The organism is Sphingobacterium arenae, assembly GCF_014692505.1.
GTDB classification, from domain to species: Bacteria; Bacteroidota; Bacteroidia; order Sphingobacteriales; family Sphingobacteriaceae; genus Sphingobacterium; species Sphingobacterium arenae.
Genome location: NZ_JACNYK010000002.1, coordinates 796521 through 816250, shown reverse-complemented (window position 1 = coordinate 816250; position 19730 = coordinate 796521). Strand labels below are relative to the sequence as shown.

Sequence of the window (19730 nt, the reverse complement as noted above, 5' to 3'; positions counted from 1 at the left end):
CTAATTATTTGATAGTTGATTCAATAATAATTTTACACGATCTAACTGTGCGAGATCTCCTGACCTCTCATAATATAGAGAAAGTGACTTTAAAGCATTAACGTCGTAAGGACGAATTTCGTTTGCCTTCAATAGTAAATTTTGTGCTTGGTACTGTGCCTCCACGTTATCGCTATCCCTTAAAAAACTGTTGAGATAAATAAGTCCTAAAGCAAGGTTGGCCTCATAGTTATTATGGTCAAGCTGTAGCACTTTTCCGTAATATCTTTTGGCAATTTCAATATTTCCTACCGTTTCATTCGAGTACCCTGCCAAATAATTCAGATCGATATTTTCTGGCTCATGGGCAACAGCCTCATCAATAATTGGCGCGATAGCCTTGTACTCATTTCGCTGTGCAAAAAGCTGAACCAAATTCATCAATACTTGTTTGTTCTCGGGGAACTTGGTACGTGCCTCGTGCAATGTGTTCAATATACCCTGACTATCGTTGTTTTGTTTGTATACCTCCGCAAGCTCCAGGTAATATTCAACCGGCGCATCACCTTTTTTTAGTAGATCGTTGTAATAAGCAATTGCTGTATCGTACTGTTGGGTTTGCGCTGCCAAAAGAGCAAGGTTATACGTCACATCGTAATTTTGGATGTCTAGATTTTTTACCTTCAAGTAATTATCATAGGCGCCAGCATAATCTTCTTTCTCTAATGCCTTTTTTGCTTTATAAATATGCGATGCTGCCAGGTTTTGGTTGACGTATTGGTGTTCAGCAACATAGTTGTCCCAATCACGTTTTTTTATTTTGTTCACCGATTCATAGGTGATGTCAATGGGATCGCTGGGGGTTTTTATACTACGCGTTGAATCGGCATATGCCATAGAACTATATATCATTGCACGGAGGACGTTTACACGCGCACTATTTGAATCGCGACGGCTTTTATACGTTTCATCGATAAACTTTTTTGCACTCTCGAGATTCTTTAAATCTCCAGATTTCGTATAACGAGCAAAGCTGTTGCTACTTTCCTTATAATTGGACTGTGCAAAAGTTTGCATCGGGCCTAATAATAAGACGCCCGAAACGATCGCAGGCAAGTATAACCCTAATTTATTCTTCGTCTTTTTCCGCATCTGTTGTGTCGTTTGATACACCATTTTCATCTGCATTTTCCTCACCGTTTTCCATTTCCTCTTCTTCCTCTCTTTCTACTTTTGTAATCGAAGCTATGGCATCGGTATCTTTCAACGTAATTAGACGCACACCTTGTGTTGCACGGCCCATCACCCGAAGAGTATCAACACCGATACGGATCACGATGCCGGATTTGTTGATGATCATCAAGTCATCTTCATCGGTTACTCCTTTAATGGCAACTAGTTCTCCCGTTTTATCTGTAACATTAATAGTTTTTACTCCCTTACCACCGCGGTTTGTTACACGATAATCTTCAATGTCTGTACGCTTGCCATAGCCTTTTTCCGAGACAACAAGTACCGTTGTATCCGAGTTATCTACAGCAATCATGCCAACAACTTCGTCCTGATCACTCGCCAGTCTAATACCACGTACCCCAGTAGCTGTTCTTCCCATCGGGCGTACAGTAGATTCGTTAAAACGTATTGCACGTCCCGAGCGTAGAGCCATAACTACTTCACTATTTCCTGTTGTAAGACACGCTTCTAACAACTCGTCGCCTTCATTGATGTTGATCGCATTTATACCATTTGCACGAGGTCTCGAATACGCCTCTAGAGACGTTTTCTTGATCGTCCCTTTTTTCGTACACATGATAATAAAATTATTTTCAAGATACTCTTGGTCTTTGAGGTTGATGACCTTAATAAACGCCCTAATCTTCTCTTCTTTTGGTACGTTTATAATATTCTGTAATGCCCGTCCACGAGAGGTTCGACTACCCTCTGGAATCTCAAAGGCACGTAACCAGAAACAACGTCCATGATCCGTGAATAATAGTAAATAATTATGTGCAGAGGCTGTGATAATGTGCTCCGTAAAATCTTCGTCTCGCGTTGTAGAACCAATGGCACCTTTACCACCACGTCCCTGACGGCGATATTCCGTCAAAGGTGTGCGTTTTACATAGGAGTTATGTGAAATAGTGATTACAATTTCTTCATCATCGATAAAGTCTTCCATCCGCATATCTTCAGCAGAGTGTACAATGGTAGAACGGCGTTCGTCACCATATTTTTCTCTTACCTCGAAAAGCTCTTTTTTGATTATCTCCATACGCAAACCTTCATCGGCCAATACGGATTTTAAATAATCAATTGTTTTCATCAGCTCTGCGTATTCCTCTTTAATCTTATCCCGCTCTAGTCCGGTCAAACGGCGAAGTGTCATATCCAAGATAGCCCTTGCTTGGATATCGCTCAAGCCAAATCTGCTCATCAATCCCACCCGTGCGTCTTCCGGAGTTTCCGAAGCACGAATCAATTTAATGACTTCATCTAGGTGATCCAGCGCTATAAGATACCCCTCTAGTATATGAGCCCGTTTTTCTGCTTCCGCCAATTCAAATTTGGTACGGCGGATAACAACTTCATGCCGATGTTCCACAAATTCGTGGATCATATCCTTCAAATTCATTAACATCGGACGCCCTTTTACTAAGGCAATATTGTTTACTGAAAATGAAGTTTGTAAGGCTGTATACTTATAAAGATTGTTTAATACAACATTCGCATTCGCGTCGCGTTTGATTTCGTACACGATACGGAATCCCTCTCTATCAGACTCATCTCGAATCGTGGCAATTCCCTCAATTTTTTTCTCATTGACGAGTTCTGCCGTCCGCTCAATCATGTTCGCTTTATTAACCTGATAGGGGATCTCTGTCACAATAATACATTCGCGCCCGTTTTTTAGTGTTTCGATTTCAGCTTTAGCGCGCATGACAATACGACCTCTTCCAGTTTCACAAGCATCTTTTACACCGTTATAACCATATATAATACCGCCTGTCGGAAAATCTGGGCCTTTAATATGTTGCATCAGTTCACTGATTTCGATATCACGGTTATCTATATAGGCAGCTATACCATCTACGACTTCAGTTAGGTTGTGTGGCGCCATATTAGTGGCCATCCCCACAGCAATCCCCGAAGCCCCATTCACTAAAAGATTGGGGATACGGGTGGGCAATACTGTAGGTTCCTGTAGCGAATCGTCGAAATTCAGCTGGAAATCTACCGTGTCTTTATTGATGTCAGAAAGTATCTCTTCAGATAATTTCTTCAGACGGGCCTCTGTGTAACGCATGGCTGCAGGAGGGTCGCCGTCGATTGATCCGTAGTTACCTTGTCCATCAACCAATTGGTAGCGCATGCTCCAATCTTGTGCTAACCGAACCATGGCGTCATATACTGAAGAGTCGCCGTGTGGATGATACTTACCCAACACATCTCCAACGATACGAGCAGATTTTTTGTATGGTTTGCTACTCGTTACACCTAGGTCTAACATCCCGTATAGTACACGTCTGTGCACAGGCTTCAAACCGTCTCTTGCATCGGGTAAGGCACGAGAAACGATGACCGACATAGAATAATCTATGTAGGCAGACTTCATTTGATCCTCGATATTAATTGGAATGATCCTGTCGTTTGCAGGCACTAGATTGTTTTCGTTTTCTGTTTCTTCAGCCATATTAATGTGGTTTCAATAAAACTAAATGTGCCCCTTTAAAAAGGTACACACATCGCATGCGAAGTTACGATTTTTTTTAATAATTTACCGTGTGTTTACCTATCTAAAATATATGCTGAAGCAAAGAATGGAGTAGTAACGCTTTCTTTCAGCAAATGCGTGGAGTTTCGTTTGTTATATGTCATTTTTATATAAAACAAAAGAAATGTTTATTTATTTTTCAACAAAAGTTCAAGAAACATGAAGAAAATTAAAAAATGTGCTATTTTTGCGATTCATTTATTCACATAAAATAAATTCATGATGAAACACAATTTTGGGGCAGGACCATGCATACTTCCAAAGGAAGTATTTCAAGAAGCTTCGCAAGCTGTAATTGATTTCAATAACACAGGGCTTTCCATTCTTGAAATATCGCACCGTTCCAAAGAATTTGAGCAAGTGATTCAAGAAGCGGAGGCTTTAGTACGTGAACTTATGGCTGTTCCATCTGACTATTCCGTTTTGTTTTTGCAAGGAGGAGCAAGTCAACAATTTGCCATGGTTCCGATGAATCTATTGCCCGAAGGGGGGAAAGCGGCATATTTGGATACTGGCGTCTGGGCCACTAAAGCCGCAAAAGAAGCGTCGAAAGTAGGACAGGTAGATATTGTAGCTTCCTCTTCAGATAGAAACTATACGTATATACCTAAAGCGTTTTCGGTGCCTTCGGACGCAGCTTATTTTCATTATACATCAAATAATACCATATATGGTACGGAGGTATTTGAAAAGCCTCATGTCAATATACCAACGGTAGTCGATATGTCATCCGATATATTGAGTCGTGTAATCAATGTTTCTGATTATGATCTAATATACGCCGGTGCACAAAAAAATATGGGGCCAGCGGGAGCTACATTGGTCATTGTAAAGAATGATATTTTAGGGAAAACAGGGCGCACCATACCATCAATATTTGATTATCAAGCGCATGCGAAGGCCGGATCCCTTTATAATACCCCTCCGGTGTTCTCTATTTATGTGTCGATGCTGAACCTACGTTGGTTAAAAGAGAAAGGTGGTATATCGGTAATCGAACAAGAGAATATCATTAAAGCGCGCACGTTATACGATGAGATCGAGCGTAATCCATTTTTTAGAGGAACAGCCAATGAAGAAGATCGTTCTCGGATGAATGTGACATTTGTCATGGATACACCAGAACAGGAGACTGCTTTCTTGAAGCTATCGCAAGAGCGCGGAATGGTGGGGATTAAAGGGCATCGTTCGGTGGGCGGTTTCAGAGCATCGATTTATAATGCCTTGGGGATTGGTTCCATTAATGCCTTGGTCGATGTTATGAAAGAATTTGAAGAATTGAGTAATAAATAGAATAAGCAATTTATTTAGATGAAACCATCATGGTTTATTCAAACCACAGAGGGGGTGAATAAACCTGATAGCTTCATCGCCATTGAAAGAAAATTATACAGATGAAAATATTAGCAAACGACGGTATTGATGCAGCGGGTAAGAAACTGTTGGAAGATGCCGGATTTGAGGTAGACACCAACCATATTCCGCAAGAAGAACTTGCAGAGAAATTACAAGCATATGATGCCATTACCGTACGCAGCGCGACAAAGGTTCGTCAAGCATTGCTTGATGCATGTCCAAATATTAAAGCCATAGGTCGTGGTGGAGTTGGAATGGATAATATCGATGTGGATTATGCACGATCGAAGGGTATTTCTGTTATCAATACACCAGCAGCTTCATCCTTATCGGTGGGCGAATTGGTATTTGCACACCTTTTAAATGGCGTACGCTTTTTGTACGATGCCAACCGCAAGATGCCGCTAGAAGGAAATACAAACTTTGCAGGGCTTAAGAAAGCGTATGCAAAAGGGGTGGAGTTAAGAGGTAAAACTTTAGGTGTTGTTGGATTTGGAAGGATTGGTCGAGAAACAGCGAAGGTAGCACTCGGATTGGGCATGGATGTTATCTATACTGATCTATTCGATGGGCCGACTTCCTTATCGCTCACGTTTTCCGGAGGGGTTCAGGTAGACCTGCCTGTAAAACAAGTAGCTTTCGAAGAAGTTTTAAAACAAGCTGATTTTATCACCCTTCATGTTCCTTTCTTGGATAAGCCTGCTATAGGAAAAGAAGAATTTGCTCTGTTAAAAGATGGAGTAGGATTGGTAAATGCAGCTCGTGGCGGTGTAATAGACGAGCTAGAATTAGTTAATGCGCTCGATTCGGGGAAAGTATCTTTTGCAGCATTAGATGTGTTTGATAATGAACCAACACCTAGACAGGAGATTTTGAGTCATCCTCGGATTTCTTTGACACCCCATATTGGGGCGGCGACCAATGAGGCACAGGAGCGAATCGGAATCGAATTGGCGACTCTGCTTATCGACGCATTGAAGAAGTAAAACTTCCGCATAAAATATGCGGCACAAAAGCGAAGTCAAAGCATTTGTGCCGCTTTTTTGTGTAAAATAACTACATTTATAGATTCTTAAAGAGATAGCAGTAGATACTATAATTATAATATGAAAATTCTAAAATTTGGTGGCACATCGGTGGGGAGTGCCCAGCGTATTAAGGGGTTATTGGATATTGTAAACCCTACGGATCGCCAGATTGTTGTGTTATCGGCCGTAGCTGGTACAACAAATGCATTGGTAGAAATAGGTCATACCTTTTTAGCGGGAAAGACAGAAGAGGCGTTGGATTTAATCGCGCAACATAAGACTAAGTATGAAGAATTAATAAAGGAACTTTTTGCTACGGAGCAAGGGCTTGAAAAGGGAAAGAACCTGATTGATTATCACTTTAATTACATCGCCTCTTTGGGTAATGAGATGTTTACGCCTATTGAGGAAAAAATCACGTTGGCACAGGGCGAGTTGTTGTCCACCACCTTGTTCCATTTCCATTTAGAAGAAATCGGTGTCCCATCGGTATTGTTACCGGCGTTGGATTTTATGAAAATTGATGAAGACAACGAGCCCATGGTGCCATATATCGGTGAGAAACTTGCTGCTTTGTTAGCAGAACATCCAGACAATACTTTGTTTATCACACAAGGATATATTTGCCGGAATTCGTTTGGTGAAATTGATAATCTTCGTCGTGGCGGATCCGATTATACAGCTTCCCTTATCGGGGCGGCTATTCAGGCAGATGAAGTTCAAATATGGACAGATATAGACGGAATGCATAATAATGACCCGCGCATCGTAAAAGGAACGCAACCAATAGCACACCTGAGTTTTGATGAAGCAGCGGAGCTAGCGTACTTTGGTGCAAAGATTCTACACCCGCAGAGCGTTTTCCCTGCGCAGAGATACAATGTACCGGTCCGATTATTAAATACGATGGACCCATATGCAGCCGGTACCTTGATAAGTAAGGAGGGAGGGACCAATGGTCAAATCAGAGCTATTGCGGCTAAAGAGGGGATTACTGCAATCCATATCCATTCTTCTCGTATGTTGTTGGCATACGGATTCTTGCGTAAGATATTCGAGATATTTGAACGCTATAAAACACCTATCGATATGATTACCACATCAGAGGTAGCCGTTTCGTTGACAGTGGATGACACTCGAAATTTGGAGGATATTATTAAAGAAGTGGAGGATTTTGGTTCCGTCCATGTAGACTATGATCAAACTATTGTTTGTGTGGTGGGTGATTTCAGTGCTAATACACATGGTTATGCTGCTAAAGTATTAGATGCGATTAAGCACCTGCCGCTACGTATGATTTCTTATGGAGGATCGGACTATAATGTTTCTATCCTGTTGGATGCCAGTCACAAAACAGAAGCGCTCCGCTCTCTGCATAACAGGTTGTTTTAGTGTGTAAAGTATTTGTAACGAAAGAAAATACGTGTAGCTAGAAGTCTAACGAAGGAGTTGGAAATAAGGGCAAGTATTCATCATCATAAAGAAAAAGATTTATATGTTGTTTAATAAGAGTCTGTTAGATAGAATCAAGGATTTAGAAACACCACTTTACTATTATGATCTCAATCTATTGAACGAGACATTGGAACAGGCAAAACGCGCTGCTGATAAACGGGGGTTTCATGTGCATTATGCGTTGAAAGCCAATTTTAACGAGCGGGTACTCTCTGTGATTCAATCGAAGGGGTTCGGTGCGGATTGTGTAAGTGGAAATGAAGTGCAAAAAGCGATCGATATGGGCTTTCCTGCAGATAAGATTACATTTGCAGGGGTAGGTAAGTCAGACAAAGAAATTATCTTGTCGTTGCAACATGATATTTTTGCTTTTAACGTGGAGTCAATTCAAGAGATGGAAGTCATCAACGAACTGGCGGGTAAGCTCGGTGTTGTTGCCAAGGTATCATTGCGGATTAATCCAAATGTTGATGCGAACACACATCATTATATCACCACAGGTCTTGATGAAAATAAGTTTGGAGTTCCGACTTCTGAATTGGAGCAGGCGGCTTCCGTTATCCGGGAGGCGCAATATGTAGAACTCGTGGGGTTACACTTCCACGTTGGCTCTCAGATTACCGATATGAATGTCTTTAAGAGTCTATGTGTTAAAGTAAATGAGTGGAAAAACTGGTTTGAAGAGCGGGGAACACAAATCAAAGTATTGAATGTTGGTGGTGGTTTAGGGGTAGATTATCAGCATCCAGAGGAGAATCCGATTCCTGATTTTGAGACGTATTTTGATATATTTGATCGGTTTTTGGAACGAAATGCGCACCAAGAAGTTCATTTTGAATTGGGACGTGCCTTAGTAGCGCAATCTGGATCGCTAATCACCAAAGTTTTGTACACGAAAAGCGGTGTGAAGAAGCATTTTTTAGTCGTAGATGCGGGAATGACAGAATTGATGAGACCGGCATTGTACCAAGCCTACCACAAAATAGAACGTATAGATACCGACGAAGAATCGGCAATTCCGTATGATGTAGTAGGGCCGATTTGTGAAAGTTCGGATTGTTTTGGTAAGGAAGTACCATTACCGAAATCAGAACGCGGGGATTTAATCGCGATCCGGACGGCCGGCGCATATGGAGAGGTTATGGCCTCGAAATACAATTTGCGCGATGAAATACGCTACCTGTATAGCGATGTGTTAAATTTATCCCCCTCACTATGAATGCGTTTTTGTTTTTTTCAAAAAAAGAGGTAAAGAATGTTTGCTTTTTAAATCGAAATACCTACTTTTGCATCACTTCAAACGACGAAGCGATGCTTTAGAGAAACGAAGTAAGATTCCGTAGCTCAGCTGGTAGAGCAATACACTTTTAATGTATGGGTCCTGGGTTCGAATCCCAGCGGGATCACAAAGAAGGCTCAATCGAAAGATTGGGCTTTTTTTGTTAGCTGTGATTCGAACCCTTGGGTTCGAAAATCCTGCTATTGTACGACCGATATTTCTACCCGCCGATTTTGTTCCCTCCCGCTTTCTGTATCATTGGATGCAACCGGTTTGGAAGCACCAAATCCTGTGGCGATAAGATTTTCGGATGGCAATCCGGCGTTGACGATATAGAGCTTAACCGCATTGGCTCTGTCTTCAGATAGCGATTGGTTATATTCGGCTGTACCCTCGACGGATGAATGACCATTGATGATAAATTTGACTGACGGATCTTTCTGCATTTCTCGGACGATATTGTCCAACACGGCATAGGACTCGGTTTTGAGTACACTGGAATCAAATTCAAACAGGACGTTCGTGAAATTGAAATTCGGTTTTTCGGCCACCGGTTCAGGGTCTTTGTGTGGTTCTTCCTGTGCAATGACAGGTTCTTCCGCTACCTCTACGGGTTCTTCCCGTATGGGTGTCTGTTCAATTTGGCTACTTGGATTAACAACGATTTTTTTGGACTTGCAGGCAGACAGGTTTAAGACCAATAGAACGCAACTTGTTGCTAAAAGGCTTTTTATTATACGCTTCATAGTATGTTCCCTTATTAACGTGTATACCCCAAAGGTACTATATATTCTTTTATTCTCCCTAGCAAAACGTATGATTTTGGCTGTACGCCATAGTCTAGGGCAAGTCGTTAAGAAAAAATCATCCATTACAGCCAATCTTACCGATACAATCTGCTTATGCGTTTTAAATAGCATTCATTTGACCGAACGAAGCAAAAGTGTTATATTTGAGTATTGAGTCGCATATTATGCATCCACTATTCCATTATATTAATAACTACGCTACAACTTTACTTTCCAAAGATGACTTTGGCTTTGTATTAAGCCATTTTATTTCGAAGAAGATAAGAAGGAGGCAATATTTGCTGCAGGAAGGGGAAATATGTAAGTATTTCGGTTTTATAGTTAAGGGCGCCATGCGTAAATATTTGTTAGATGAAAAGGGGGGCGAGCACGTTGTCGATTTGTATGTAGAAAATTGGTGGGCGGGAGATCGCGAGAGTTTTGTCAGGTTTACCCCCAGTACGTATAACATAGATGCGTGGGAAGACAGTGAACTGCTTCTTGTTTCCAGGGAGGATATGTTAAAATTACGTAGCGAATGCCCCTCTTTTAATGAGCTTGTATTGAAACTTGATGAGTATAATAATATAGCTGCTCAAAAACGAATAACTTCTGCTATCAGCCTTACTTCTGAAAAACGTTACGAGGATTTCGTCGAGCGCCACCCGTATTTCGTCCAGCGATTTCCTCAACATATTATTGCTTCTTATCTTGGAGTTACTAAAGATACACTGAGTCGGGTACGAAAAAAAGTGATTAAAAAATAGAATCCCTTTCTTAAGAACGAGTTCACTTTCTATAACTTTTTCCGACTCTACTTGTGCTATGTCATTTGCTGCTCTGACAAATTTTGCTGTATTGCAGCCAAATATTAGAAACCGTTTATATATTATCGTTTTTTCTTACCCCACACCACCATATTTAATACAGCGTAGACATTTGTCGATATTTTTTTTCGTCATTTCTCTACTCTTTTTCTATCCATTTGAACGAATTTTGAATGATTAACTTTTAAATCAAGACACAATGGAAAAATCGTGTAAAATAGGTCTTCAAAGTCTAGTGCTCTAGATATCAAATAAATAATTAATTTTCAATAAGAAGCTGTTATGGAGATACATGAATATTCAAATGAGGAAATCACCGTTCTATGGATGCCCAAAAAATGCATCCACGCCGGGGTTTGCGTAAAGACCTTATCTCGGGTATATAACCCGAAAGCACGACCATGGATAAACGTGGAGAATGCGACGTCAGAAGAACTCATTCGCCAGATTGCAAAATGTCCGTCCGGCGCGTTAAGTATAAAAAGAAGATAACTGAATATGGAAAATACACAAGTCATTTTTAAAGAAGACGGCATATACGGTGAAGTTCAACTATTTTCAGATAGTGAAAAAGTAGGAAAAATGGATATTTCTGTTGCGGCTGAAAAGCTTCGAGTTTATCATACGGAAGTAGATTCTAAGCACGAAGGAAAGGGCTTTGCAAAATTATTACTTAATCAGTTGGTTAGTTATGCCAGGAAGAATAATCGGAGGATCATACCACTTTGTCCTTATGTTCTTGCACAATTCACTCGCCACCCCGAAGAATACGCAGATGTCAGGAGCCAAAAACAGAAGTAAACAATAACTGTGAATGAAATATCTATTTGAAACCCCCGTAAAGGGAACGATTGGACTCCAAAAATACGAAACAACTATCCATTGGAGAAATGGGATATTCATCACTGATGAACCTGAAAAATTAGGTGGAAAAGATCTGGGGCCAGATCCTTACACATTATTACTGTCTTCGTTAGTTGGATGTACCTTGGCCACGCTTAAAATGTATATCGATCATAAAGGATTAGGCATTTCAGAAGTAGAAGTCCATGCGAATATGTATTATAAGATAGAAAATAAAGCACCAGTTGCATACATGGAGCGAAAGATCGTATTTCACGGGCAATTGGATAAGGGAATACAGGAACGACTGATAAGAGTAGCAGAAAATTGCCCAATATCGAAGTTACTCAAGGGAAATATCCATATCTCCACCGAATTAATATAATGAAAATATCAGAAGCTGAGAAGAGCGCAGGAATGAGGTTGTCAATAAAGAATGAAGCAATAGACTTATATGGTACGATTCATGCGCTGTAAACGATGCCATATTTTTGGAATATTATGAGCAGTTAAAAGGACACATCAATTGACGCATCGAAGAAAGCAATCAATATAAAAAGACGGACTTCATAAAATGTGATATTCAAATTTGATAATTTAAATATTTATTATGCTTGATATTATTATAGAAGCCAGGCAGGCCGAAATTTCACCGGGTTTTGTCGTTAAACGAATCCTTCCTTACCGGCTTCGCAGAATGGTCGGACCATTTATTTTTATTGATCATGGCGGGCCATTAAATTTGCCGACCGGATCTATAAGTGGTCTTGATGTATTGCCCCACCCCCATATCGGTTTATCCACCGTAAGCTATTTATTTAGTGGGAATGTGACCCATAGAGACAGTCTGGGGGTGGAACAATTGATAAAACCGGGCGAAGTAAATTGGATGACCGCCGGCAAAGGCATAACACACAGTGAACGATTTGAAGATCCGGCGATGCTTGCGGGAGGTGAACTAGAAATGCTGCAAACCTGGGTAGCACTCCCTGAGAAACATGAAGAAAGTGATCCTACCTTCGAAAACTATAAGCCAGAAGAATTGCCTATTTTTACGGATACCGGTATTTGGCTGCGATTAATTGCAGGAGAGGCTTATGGTCTAAAAAGCAATGTCAAAACACATTCCCCCTTATTCTATGTGCATGTCGTATTAGCACAGGACGCCCGTTTTGGTTTGCCGGGTGGGCACAGCGAAAGAGGGGCCTATATTGTCAGAGGTCAGATTGAAGTTAGTGGGGTTACATATAGCGAAGGACAATTATTGGTGTTTACTAAAGGAGTGGATCCTTTGATTATTGCGAAAGAACCTACTACTCTGATGATGCTTGGGGGAGAGCACCTCGGAGAACGATACATTTGGTGGAACTTTGTTTCCAGTAGGAAAGATAGGATTGAACAAGCGAAAGAAGATTGGAAGCAAGGTCGAATTAATTTGCCCCCGATGGATAATAAAGAATATGTACCCTTGCCAAGTGAAAAAAGTAAACCCGCTGGAGGTCCTCCTCCTAACGCTCTTTCTTAAGGGATACAAAGTATTGACAGATGATACTTATTGAGTCAACATAAAATAATGGAAATAGGAATTGATAGTTTTGCATCAGCGATGTACGGGAGTAAGAGCCTCAATAGTGTTGATGCCATGGAGCAGTTGCTCGACAGGATCGTTCAGGCAGACCAAGCAGGACTCGCTATCTTTGGGGTTGGTGAGCACCATAAAAAAGAGTTTCTTGACTCCGCTCCAGCGGTAATCCTCGCTGCAGCTGCGGCACGAACGAAAAATATACGCTTAACCAGTGCAGTTACTGTGCTTAGCACATCAGATCCAGTAAGGGTTTATCAAAGTTTCGCAACTTTAGATTTGATATCTAAAGGACGAGCGGAGTTGGTCGTTGGACGAGGTTCCGCAACAGAAGCCTATCCATTGTTTGGATATAACCTGCATAACTACGATGAGTTATTCAAAGAAAAGTTGGAACTTTTATTAAAGATTCGCGAACAGGAATTTATTACATGGTCTGGAAAATTTAGGCCTGCCCTGCATCATCAGCCTATCTATCCGAGATCGAGTCAAGAAAAACTTCCGGTTTGGTTAGGCGTGGGCGGTACGCCCGAGTCTTTTGTGCGAGCTGGAACACTAGGACTACCATTGATGATCGCCGTAATTGGTGGAGAAACAGCGCGCTTTCGACCATTGGTTGATCTATACAGAGAAGCAGGGTATCGAGCAGGCTTTGCGCCAGACCAACTATCCGTAGGCCTACATTCACCAGGCTACGTTGCTACTACAGATGAAGAAGCTATCGAAGATTACTATCCAGGCTATGCTGAACTATGGACGAAGATGGGACGAGAACGAGGATGGCCACCGGTAACCAAATCCAGTTTTGATGCGGTTGTAGGGCCAAGGGGTGCGTTGGTTGTTGGAGGTCCTGAACAAGTCGCTGCAAAATTACTAAGACACAGCGAAACATTAGGAGGTATTGATCGCTTCACATTTCAAATGGATAATGCTGGCCTGACCCATGAGCAGTTATTGCATTCCATAGAAATAATTGGCACCAAGGTGATTCCAAGGGTCAATAAAGCAAATAAAAGCAAGAAATGATGGAAATATTATTAAAGGTTAGCGGCGCTAAAGGCTTTGTTGTAGCGCAAGAGAATGATAGACGGGCGGGGATGATGTCCTATTCCATTGCGGGCCCCGATTTGATTATCATCGACCATACCGATGTTGAACCAGCGTATAATGGTAGAGGTATAGGCAAGCATATGCTTTACAAAATTGTGGAAATGGCCAGAGAAAAAAATATCAAGATTATTCCGCTGTGCCCATTTGCCGCAAAGATGTTTGAAAAATTAGATGATATAAAGGATGTATTAAAACAGTAGGTTCGTTCCACAAGGTAGATAAATAGTATGACACAAAAACAACTGAAATTGATGCCAGATTGTATCAATGATATTCAATTCGATTGTTGATGAATGAGAGCTTTGTTTGCGATGCTGTTACAGCAATGCCATTAGGGATCCAGTACCAAACTGTACCTGTAATATTCAAAAAATTAAAGAATATTACAAGAGCTGCTATAGTCTCTAAAAGTTGTTACACGAGATAGTTTTCTTGCCATAAGACAAGCTTACAAGGCTTGGGATATAGTAATTTGCACGTTAAGTTTCAACAAATGGAAATACTAGTTTCGAAAAAGATCTTATAACTTTGGTTCCAAAAAAGATTAGGTTACATCAAATGAATATCTAGAACCTAATCTTGAATTTAAACCGATTCGGAATACAATAATCATAGACAGTTAAGTATTAATAAAATGGCAAAACAAGTTTTTATCAATCTAGCAGTAAGAAACCTACAGAAGTCAATGAATTTTTATACTGCATTGGGTTTTACAAATAATCCTCAATTTTCGGACGAAAGCGGAAAGTGTATGGTATGGAGTGACCACATTTTTGTAATGCTATTAACCCACGAAAAGTTCGCAACATTTGCGACCAAACCTATTGCAGATACGAAAAATGCCGTTGCGGGACTTTTTTCATTGTCTGTTAACGGCATTGACGAAATCAATAGTATTTTGACCAATGGATTAAATGCCGGGGGAACCGAACCTATCGAAATGAAAGACTATGGCTTTATGCAACAGCGTACTATCGAAGACTTTGACGGACACACTTGGGAGATTTTTTATATGGACATGTCTAAAATCCCAACGGGATAATCCAGGTAGTTTAAATCAATCAACGATGTAAATGCAATAACTGTTAACTGTAGTAATAAGTTGTTGAACTTTATACAGTATCTGGCTTTCTAATATCTTTTTTAGGATTGATTTGGTTTAACCATTTTATAATGTCAAGAAAAACGACATTGTTTTGATGTTCGTTAAGAATCTCGTGTCTCATACCAGTGTATAGTTTGATGGTTACTTCCGCAAAACCTTTTTCTTTCAGCGCATTGACAGTCTTGCAGACACCTTTGCCATAATTGCCTATTGGATCAGCACTGCCGCTAACAAACAACATAGGGAAGTTTCGCGAGATATTTTGTGCCCAATCGGATTTAGTAGCTTCCACATTGAGGGCTATTAAGCCGTAAAATGCATTGTTGCTAAAATCCACGCCAGAGAGTTCATCAGCTAGGAATGCTTTTCTATTTTCTAGGTTTACACTTAACCAGTTGGTACCATCATTGGGGTGCTCGTGTTTGAATTCTCGGTTGTTGATTAAGGAAAATAGATGATTGAGCCATCGGCTACGTTTGTTAGGAGAAACTAAATTGGCGAAGTAAAGTACCGGAAGGAACAGTGCGGCCGTACTGTTCGGTCCACCAGTTCCCATGAGGATGGCCGCGTGAAAAAGGGAAGAAGACTTTTTTAACAGGACACGTGCTACGAATGAACCCATAGAATGCCCGAAGAGGATCCTCGGTACAAACGGGAAGCGATAGGCTAAGAATTCCGCCATATGCCTAGCCTCCGAAACCAGGAGCATACCAGGTTGTTTTTTATGGAAAAAACCTAGTTGTTCTGTTGTTTTCGCTGTTTTTCCGTGACCAGTATGATCATATGCAATCACTGCATACCCGTGATCTTTTAGATAATTTGCAAACACTGTGTACCTTCCGCTGTGTTCCTGCATGCCATGCAATAGGAGAATGGCTCCTCTCACAACGATTTCATCCGGTTCATAAACCGTATAGTGGATATGTTTAGGTGGTGAGCTTTCCATAATTAAAAGATAAATGTACGAAATCAAAAGAAAACAAAATCTTAAAGTTTACGTTAATAAAGTGATTGAAATCTAGCTAGATTTGTAATAAACCAAACAAGATGAAAAATGAAAATCGTAAAGAAAATTCTGATAGCATTGGCAATTATAATTGCCATTCCTTTAATTATGGCATTGTTCATAAAAAAAGATTATGCTGTACAACGGGAAGTTATAGTCGACAAGCCGAAACAAGAAGTGTTTGATTACATTAAATACCTGAAAAATCAAGATAATTACAGTAAATGGAACAAGATCGACCCCCATATGAAAAAATCGTACAAAGGCACTGACGGTACGGTTGGTTTTACAGCACGTTGGGAAAGCAGCAAAAAAGATGTTGGCTGGGGCGAACAGGAAATTAAAAAAATCACAGAAGGCGAACGTATTGATTTTGAACTTCGCTTTATAAAACCATTTGAGGCTATTGAGCCTGCCTATATGACAACAGAAACGATAAATGAAAACCAGACAAAAGTTGTTTGGGGATTCAGCGGGCATATAAATTATCCGATGAACTTCATGTTATTATTTATGGATATGGAAGAGATGATTGGTGGAGATCTAGAAACCGGGTTGCGTGATTTGAAAGCCATTTTAGAACAACAGTAAAAACATTAATATTTTACATTGTTTATATAATTTATTTATGTATATAATGTCATATTAATCATTTTATATGAATAGGTTATGTGAATAGTAAAATATTTTTTTACTTTTGTGTAAGTCAAAAGCATTTCCTTAATTTCCTCTTAATGCGACGACTACCTAAAGTTTAAGTTAGTAATCATAAGCTTTTGTAATCTATATGTGTTTAGAGTCGATTTACATTCAAAAAAGAACGCGTAAATAAAAAGCAGCTGAGAAAATAATAAAACCTTGAAACGAGACGAGTTCAAAAAATTGAACAGCAATAAGGGGAAACACGATAGGGGATATTAGTTTGTGTTAATGTAACACGTTAATCTTTCAAAAGATCTTCTTACGCGACCATACGAGTTCAGTGCAGAGGACTTAGAAAGACCAAACGCCGACGATGAATTCTATTTACGATCCTATTATCATGAAGGCTTTAAGTACGGTTTTATACAAAATAATTTAACGGGAGAATCTGTTTTTTTAATATCCAATTTGCACTAAACCCGTACCAAAAGGTATGGTATAAATCAATGTGCAGTAGGCTGAGCCTCAACTATCAGCAGTAGAGTAGTTAATTTTCAATCGTGAAAGTATTCATTTTGAAGAACGTCGGTCTAGAAGAAAAGGTAATTTTTTTGCTAAATATTAACGTATTAAGAAAAATAAAGATATGGTAGACAAACACGTAGTATTGAGGTTTCCTGACAAATCTGATAGAGAACTAAAAGTAAACTATCGCACCGTAATAGAAGGCGATTTACATATTATTGAATGTAAGGTTAGCAATGAACATGCTAAGCCAGGGTGGTTACAATTAGAAAAATTCAATTTTACTTCTCTAAAAATGCAGGGAGTCTATAATTTATTATTTGAAGAGCGTAAGTTTGATAAAAACTTGGAAACAGTATTGTTTATGGACGAAGTGTATGCTCGAATCATGGAGCATTCTAACTATAAGACCGCGTAAAAAAGAAATATTTTTTAGTCGTCTTTAGTAATAATCGGGTTCGTCTTGCCGCTACTAAGTTATCTTTATCAATTTTACACAGTCAATCTAGTCATTTTCGAGATGATAATGGTTCATTTGCAATGCGCAGCTGAAAACCATTCCTGCAAAATCTATAAAATTAGAGAAGTTTGTTTCTCTTGTTGATATTTTTTATTTTTGCGTTAAGGCTTTAGAAACTGCAAAGCTATCTTCAAGAAGCCGATACTTAACTATTTTATTATTTTCGGTTGTTAATTCGATAAAAAATAAGGAATCCACAATTTTACCTGTTTTAAGCATTTTAGTTTGAAATTCCCCAGAAATGATGGCGACATTTTCCTTATTTAGGATGTTGTTAATATTTGCATTCAGAGGCTCAGTATTTCGCCATAATTCTTCAAAGAAACTTTTAATTTGCTCTTTATTTTTTCGTTGACCTAACCAGCTCGCCCTTTCTTGATCCCCGGGAATCAACCAATCAATATTTTCGGCAAACAAATTGCAAAGGTTATCTAAATTCCTGGTTGTTAAGTTTTCTAAAAAAGATTGAATTATTTTTTCCATTTCCTTTATAAATTTATAATACCCTATATATTTTTCACACGCTCTCGCACTAATCTACAATATACTTAATCAATTTGAAAGTATTCCTCGATTTTTATGGTAGTAACCGGTCGTGTACGAAATATCGCCATATCTTGGGATGGTTGATAATCCCGTGCTATACTTGAGCGATCAAATTATTAAAATAAGGCTATAGGAAGCCTGCTGGGTAAAGATGCCATCTCTATTTCAAAAGGAAAAATATTATTTAGTCTAAACTGAAAAAGTGATGAATATATTTGATGTTATACACGGCAGATTCAAGAGTCTTTATACGTTTTCCTTAATTAATCTTTCAAGTTCTTCAGCAGGAAAGACACCAGACTTCCGCCAGCGGACCTCACCGTTTTTGAATATAATCAGGGTGGGGACACCACGCACTTGGTATAGACTTGCTACGGATGGGTTCTTATCTACGTCTATCTTGATGATAGAAGCTGTTTCTCCAACACGTTGTTTCACTTCGTCCAAAATAGGGGCTTGCGTTTGGCAAGGACCGCACCAAGTTGCAAAAAAATCAACGAGTACGGGTTTGTCTTGATCAATGATTTCTTGAAATGTCATAGTCAGCGAATTTAAAGATTAAACACGAATGCGTCAAAACTGTTCTCTAAAATTTACATTTTATGTCCTATCCGATCTATCTAGACAGTTTTGAGGTGAGCTATTTCAAAATGAAAGTATTATAAATCGGTTAAATTTACACCAAGACATATGAAGAAGAGCGAAAACCGTAAGTCACTGATTTATCAGAAGATTAGTTACTTGCTATTGAAGAGCAGACCATGTGCTATAACGTGGCTAAAGATTTTTTACAAAAATTTTATATTTTCGGTTGTGAAATTCTACCTTTATTCTCATGAGCAATACCTTAATTCAAAACATTATTCTTCAACTTCAGGACGTCCAAGAGCAGGAAAACTGGTTAGATGAAAATTTCAAAAATAAGATTGGAAGCGTCACAGAGGATAAAGTGTTCAACAGGCCCTTACCGGAACTGCATAGCGTTGCCGAAATGATTTCCCATGTATTGGTATGGCGGATAGAAACGATAAGGAAGTTAAAAAACATGGATGCCAAGTTGACTGTAGATAGCCCCGAAAATTGGAGGACGAATGATGAGTTAATGGCAATAGGATGGACGAATTTAAAGGACGACTTTTTCCAAAGCTTGTATACGCTTATTGACATTTTAGCAGACAAGGACGATACATTTCTTAGCGAACGCTATCGTAATGATTACAGCTTTAAATATCTTATTGAGGGACTTATCCATCATGACCTTTATCATTTAGGGCAGTTGGGTATTATAATTAAGTTTCTAGGATTAGAGAAGTAACTTTTACACTTTATCGCAATGGGTTGTTACAAACCGTACCATAAGTAGGATT

Annotated in this window: 21 protein-coding genes and 1 tRNA gene; 16 read left to right on the top strand and 6 right to left on the bottom strand. The window is 39.5% G+C overall.

Annotated features, from left to right (window positions below; translation table 11 throughout):
* Both H8B17_RS09655 and gyrA read right to left on the bottom strand, forming a co-directional pair.
* Positions 1-1167: a tetratricopeptide repeat protein gene (locus tag H8B17_RS09655; RefSeq protein ID WP_223816464.1), complete on the bottom strand. Its 1167-nt coding sequence runs from the start codon at positions 1165-1167 to the stop codon at positions 1-3.
* A complete protein-coding gene (gene gyrA, locus H8B17_RS09650; protein ID WP_190308967.1) occupies positions 1109-3670 on the bottom strand; it encodes a DNA gyrase subunit A in 2562 nt (853 codons plus the stop codon). The genes H8B17_RS09655 and gyrA overlap by 59 nt, the downstream gene beginning before the upstream one ends.
* Before the next feature lie 303 nt (positions 3671-3973).
* Here gyrA and serC point away from each other — a divergent pair, with 303 nt between their 5' ends.
* The 5 genes from serC (at position 3974) to H8B17_RS09625 (ending at position 8996) form a co-directional block, all read left to right on the top strand.
* Entirely contained in the window at positions 3974-5044 is a 1071-nt protein-coding gene (gene serC, locus H8B17_RS09645; protein ID WP_190309482.1) for a 3-phosphoserine/phosphohydroxythreonine transaminase, read from the top strand.
* Between the two features lie 101 nt (positions 5045-5145).
* Entirely contained in the window at positions 5146-6093 is a 948-nt protein-coding gene (locus tag H8B17_RS09640) for a D-2-hydroxyacid dehydrogenase (protein ID WP_190308966.1), read from the top strand.
* Between the two features lie 120 nt (positions 6094-6213).
* On the top strand, positions 6214-7527 hold the full coding sequence (locus H8B17_RS09635; RefSeq protein WP_190308965.1) for an aspartate kinase: 1314 nt from the start codon (positions 6214-6216) through the stop codon (positions 7525-7527).
* Between the two features lie 106 nt (positions 7528-7633).
* Complete coding sequence (lysA, locus tag H8B17_RS09630; RefSeq protein WP_380933804.1) at positions 7634-8809, top strand: diaminopimelate decarboxylase; 1176 nt, start codon at positions 7634-7636, stop codon at positions 8807-8809.
* Positions 8810-8923: 114 nt separating this feature from the next.
* Positions 8924-8996: transfer RNA gene (locus H8B17_RS09625), tRNA-Lys, on the top strand.
* A gap of 73 nt (positions 8997-9069) precedes the next feature.
* Here H8B17_RS09625 and H8B17_RS09620 read toward each other — a convergent pair.
* Positions 9070-9615, bottom strand: a complete 546-nt coding sequence (locus H8B17_RS09620) for an OmpA family protein (protein WP_190308963.1) — start codon at positions 9613-9615, stop codon at positions 9070-9072.
* 227 nt (positions 9616-9842) lie between these two features.
* Here H8B17_RS09620 and H8B17_RS09615 point away from each other — a divergent pair, with 227 nt between their 5' ends.
* The 8 genes from H8B17_RS09615 to H8B17_RS09580 all read left to right on the top strand — a co-directional run bounded on the left by H8B17_RS09615 (position 9843) and on the right by H8B17_RS09580 (position 15061).
* A complete protein-coding gene (locus H8B17_RS09615; protein WP_190308962.1) occupies positions 9843-10424 on the top strand; it encodes a Crp/Fnr family transcriptional regulator in 582 nt (193 codons plus the stop codon).
* A gap of 342 nt (positions 10425-10766) precedes the next feature.
* On the top strand, positions 10767-10976 hold the full coding sequence (locus H8B17_RS09610; RefSeq protein ID WP_190308961.1) for a (4Fe-4S)-binding protein: 210 nt from the start codon (positions 10767-10769) through the stop codon (positions 10974-10976).
* A gap of 6 nt (positions 10977-10982) precedes the next feature.
* A complete protein-coding gene (locus H8B17_RS09605; protein WP_190308960.1) occupies positions 10983-11285 on the top strand; it encodes a GNAT family N-acetyltransferase in 303 nt (100 codons plus the stop codon).
* A 13-nt stretch (positions 11286-11298) separates the two neighbouring features.
* Positions 11299-11712, top strand: a complete 414-nt coding sequence (locus H8B17_RS09600; RefSeq protein WP_190308959.1) for an OsmC family protein — start codon at positions 11299-11301, stop codon at positions 11710-11712.
* Between the two features lie 225 nt (positions 11713-11937).
* Entirely contained in the window at positions 11938-12852 is a 915-nt protein-coding gene (locus tag H8B17_RS09595) for a pirin family protein (protein WP_190308958.1), read from the top strand.
* Positions 12853-12900: 48 nt separating this feature from the next.
* Positions 12901-13935 (top strand): Atu2307/SP_0267 family LLM class monooxygenase, encoded by a 1035-nt coding sequence (locus H8B17_RS09590; RefSeq protein ID WP_190308957.1) that lies wholly within the window; start codon positions 12901-12903, stop codon positions 13933-13935.
* Positions 13932-14219, top strand: a complete 288-nt coding sequence (locus H8B17_RS09585) for a GNAT family N-acetyltransferase (RefSeq protein ID WP_223816463.1) — start codon at positions 13932-13934, stop codon at positions 14217-14219. The genes H8B17_RS09590 and H8B17_RS09585 overlap by 4 nt, the downstream gene beginning before the upstream one ends.
* Positions 14220-14653: 434 nt before the next feature.
* Positions 14654-15061, top strand: a complete 408-nt coding sequence (locus H8B17_RS09580; protein ID WP_190308956.1) for a VOC family protein — start codon at positions 14654-14656, stop codon at positions 15059-15061.
* A 70-nt stretch (positions 15062-15131) separates the two neighbouring features.
* Here H8B17_RS09580 and H8B17_RS09575 read toward each other — a convergent pair whose 3' ends face one another.
* Positions 15132-16070, bottom strand: coding sequence for an alpha/beta fold hydrolase (locus H8B17_RS09575; RefSeq protein WP_190308955.1), 939 nt, complete (start codon positions 16068-16070; stop codon positions 15132-15134).
* A 108-nt stretch (positions 16071-16178) separates the two neighbouring features.
* Here H8B17_RS09575 and H8B17_RS09570 point away from each other — a divergent pair, with 108 nt between their 5' ends.
* Positions 16179-16721 carry an SRPBCC family protein gene (locus H8B17_RS09570; protein ID WP_190308954.1) on the top strand — a complete coding sequence of 181 codons (543 nt, stop codon included), beginning with the start codon at positions 16179-16181 and terminating at the stop codon, positions 16719-16721.
* A gap of 697 nt (positions 16722-17418) precedes the next feature.
* Entirely contained in the window at positions 17419-17715 is a 297-nt protein-coding gene (locus H8B17_RS09565) for a hypothetical protein (RefSeq protein WP_190308953.1), read from the top strand.
* A 192-nt stretch (positions 17716-17907) separates the two neighbouring features.
* Here the strand turns inward: H8B17_RS09565 and H8B17_RS09560 are convergent, their stop codons facing one another.
* Positions 17908-18300, bottom strand: coding sequence for a nuclear transport factor 2 family protein (locus H8B17_RS09560; protein WP_190308952.1), 393 nt, complete (start codon positions 18298-18300; stop codon positions 17908-17910).
* A 309-nt stretch (positions 18301-18609) separates the two neighbouring features.
* A complete protein-coding gene (trxA, locus tag H8B17_RS09555; RefSeq protein ID WP_190308951.1) occupies positions 18610-18903 on the bottom strand; it encodes a thioredoxin in 294 nt (97 codons plus the stop codon).
* Between the two features lie 295 nt (positions 18904-19198).
* Between trxA and H8B17_RS09550 the strand changes: the two genes are divergently transcribed.
* Positions 19199-19678: a DinB family protein gene (locus tag H8B17_RS09550; RefSeq protein WP_190308950.1), complete on the top strand. Its 480-nt coding sequence runs from the start codon at positions 19199-19201 to the stop codon at positions 19676-19678.
* Positions 19679-19730: the final 52 nt, after the last annotated feature.

Coding starts and splice junctions, on each gene's coding strand:
- H8B17_RS09655 (WP_223816464.1), bottom strand. CDS start 1,167: ATGCAGATGAAAATGGTGTATCAAACGACACAACAGATGCGGAAAAAG.
- gyrA (WP_190308967.1), bottom strand. CDS start 3,670: ATGGCTGAAGAAACAGAAAACGAAAACAATCTAGTGCCTGCAAACGAC.
- serC (WP_190309482.1), top strand. CDS start 3,974: ATGAAACACAATTTTGGGGCAGGACCATGCATACTTCCAAAGGAAGTA.
- H8B17_RS09640 (WP_190308966.1), top strand. CDS start 5,146: ATGAAAATATTAGCAAACGACGGTATTGATGCAGCGGGTAAGAAACTG.
- H8B17_RS09635 (WP_190308965.1), top strand. CDS start 6,214: ATGAAAATTCTAAAATTTGGTGGCACATCGGTGGGGAGTGCCCAGCGT.
- H8B17_RS09620 (WP_190308963.1), bottom strand. CDS start 9,615: ATGAAGCGTATAATAAAAAGCCTTTTAGCAACAAGTTGCGTTCTATTG.
- H8B17_RS09615 (WP_190308962.1), top strand. CDS start 9,843: ATGCATCCACTATTCCATTATATTAATAACTACGCTACAACTTTACTT.
- H8B17_RS09610 (WP_190308961.1), top strand. CDS start 10,767: ATGGAGATACATGAATATTCAAATGAGGAAATCACCGTTCTATGGATG.
- H8B17_RS09605 (WP_190308960.1), top strand. CDS start 10,983: ATGGAAAATACACAAGTCATTTTTAAAGAAGACGGCATATACGGTGAA.
- H8B17_RS09600 (WP_190308959.1), top strand. CDS start 11,299: ATGAAATATCTATTTGAAACCCCCGTAAAGGGAACGATTGGACTCCAA.
- H8B17_RS09595 (WP_190308958.1), top strand. CDS start 11,938: ATGCTTGATATTATTATAGAAGCCAGGCAGGCCGAAATTTCACCGGGT.
- H8B17_RS09590 (WP_190308957.1), top strand. CDS start 12,901: ATGGAAATAGGAATTGATAGTTTTGCATCAGCGATGTACGGGAGTAAG.
- H8B17_RS09585 (WP_223816463.1), top strand. CDS start 13,932: ATGATGGAAATATTATTAAAGGTTAGCGGCGCTAAAGGCTTTGTTGTA.
- H8B17_RS09580 (WP_190308956.1), top strand. CDS start 14,654: ATGGCAAAACAAGTTTTTATCAATCTAGCAGTAAGAAACCTACAGAAG.
- H8B17_RS09575 (WP_190308955.1), bottom strand. CDS start 16,070: ATGGAAAGCTCACCACCTAAACATATCCACTATACGGTTTATGAACCG.
- H8B17_RS09570 (WP_190308954.1), top strand. CDS start 16,179: ATGAAAATCGTAAAGAAAATTCTGATAGCATTGGCAATTATAATTGCC.
- H8B17_RS09565 (WP_190308953.1), top strand. CDS start 17,419: ATGGTAGACAAACACGTAGTATTGAGGTTTCCTGACAAATCTGATAGA.
- H8B17_RS09560 (WP_190308952.1), bottom strand. CDS start 18,300: ATGGAAAAAATAATTCAATCTTTTTTAGAAAACTTAACAACCAGGAAT.
- trxA (WP_190308951.1), bottom strand. CDS start 18,903: ATGACATTTCAAGAAATCATTGATCAAGACAAACCCGTACTCGTTGAT.
- H8B17_RS09550 (WP_190308950.1), top strand. CDS start 19,199: ATGAGCAATACCTTAATTCAAAACATTATTCTTCAACTTCAGGACGTC.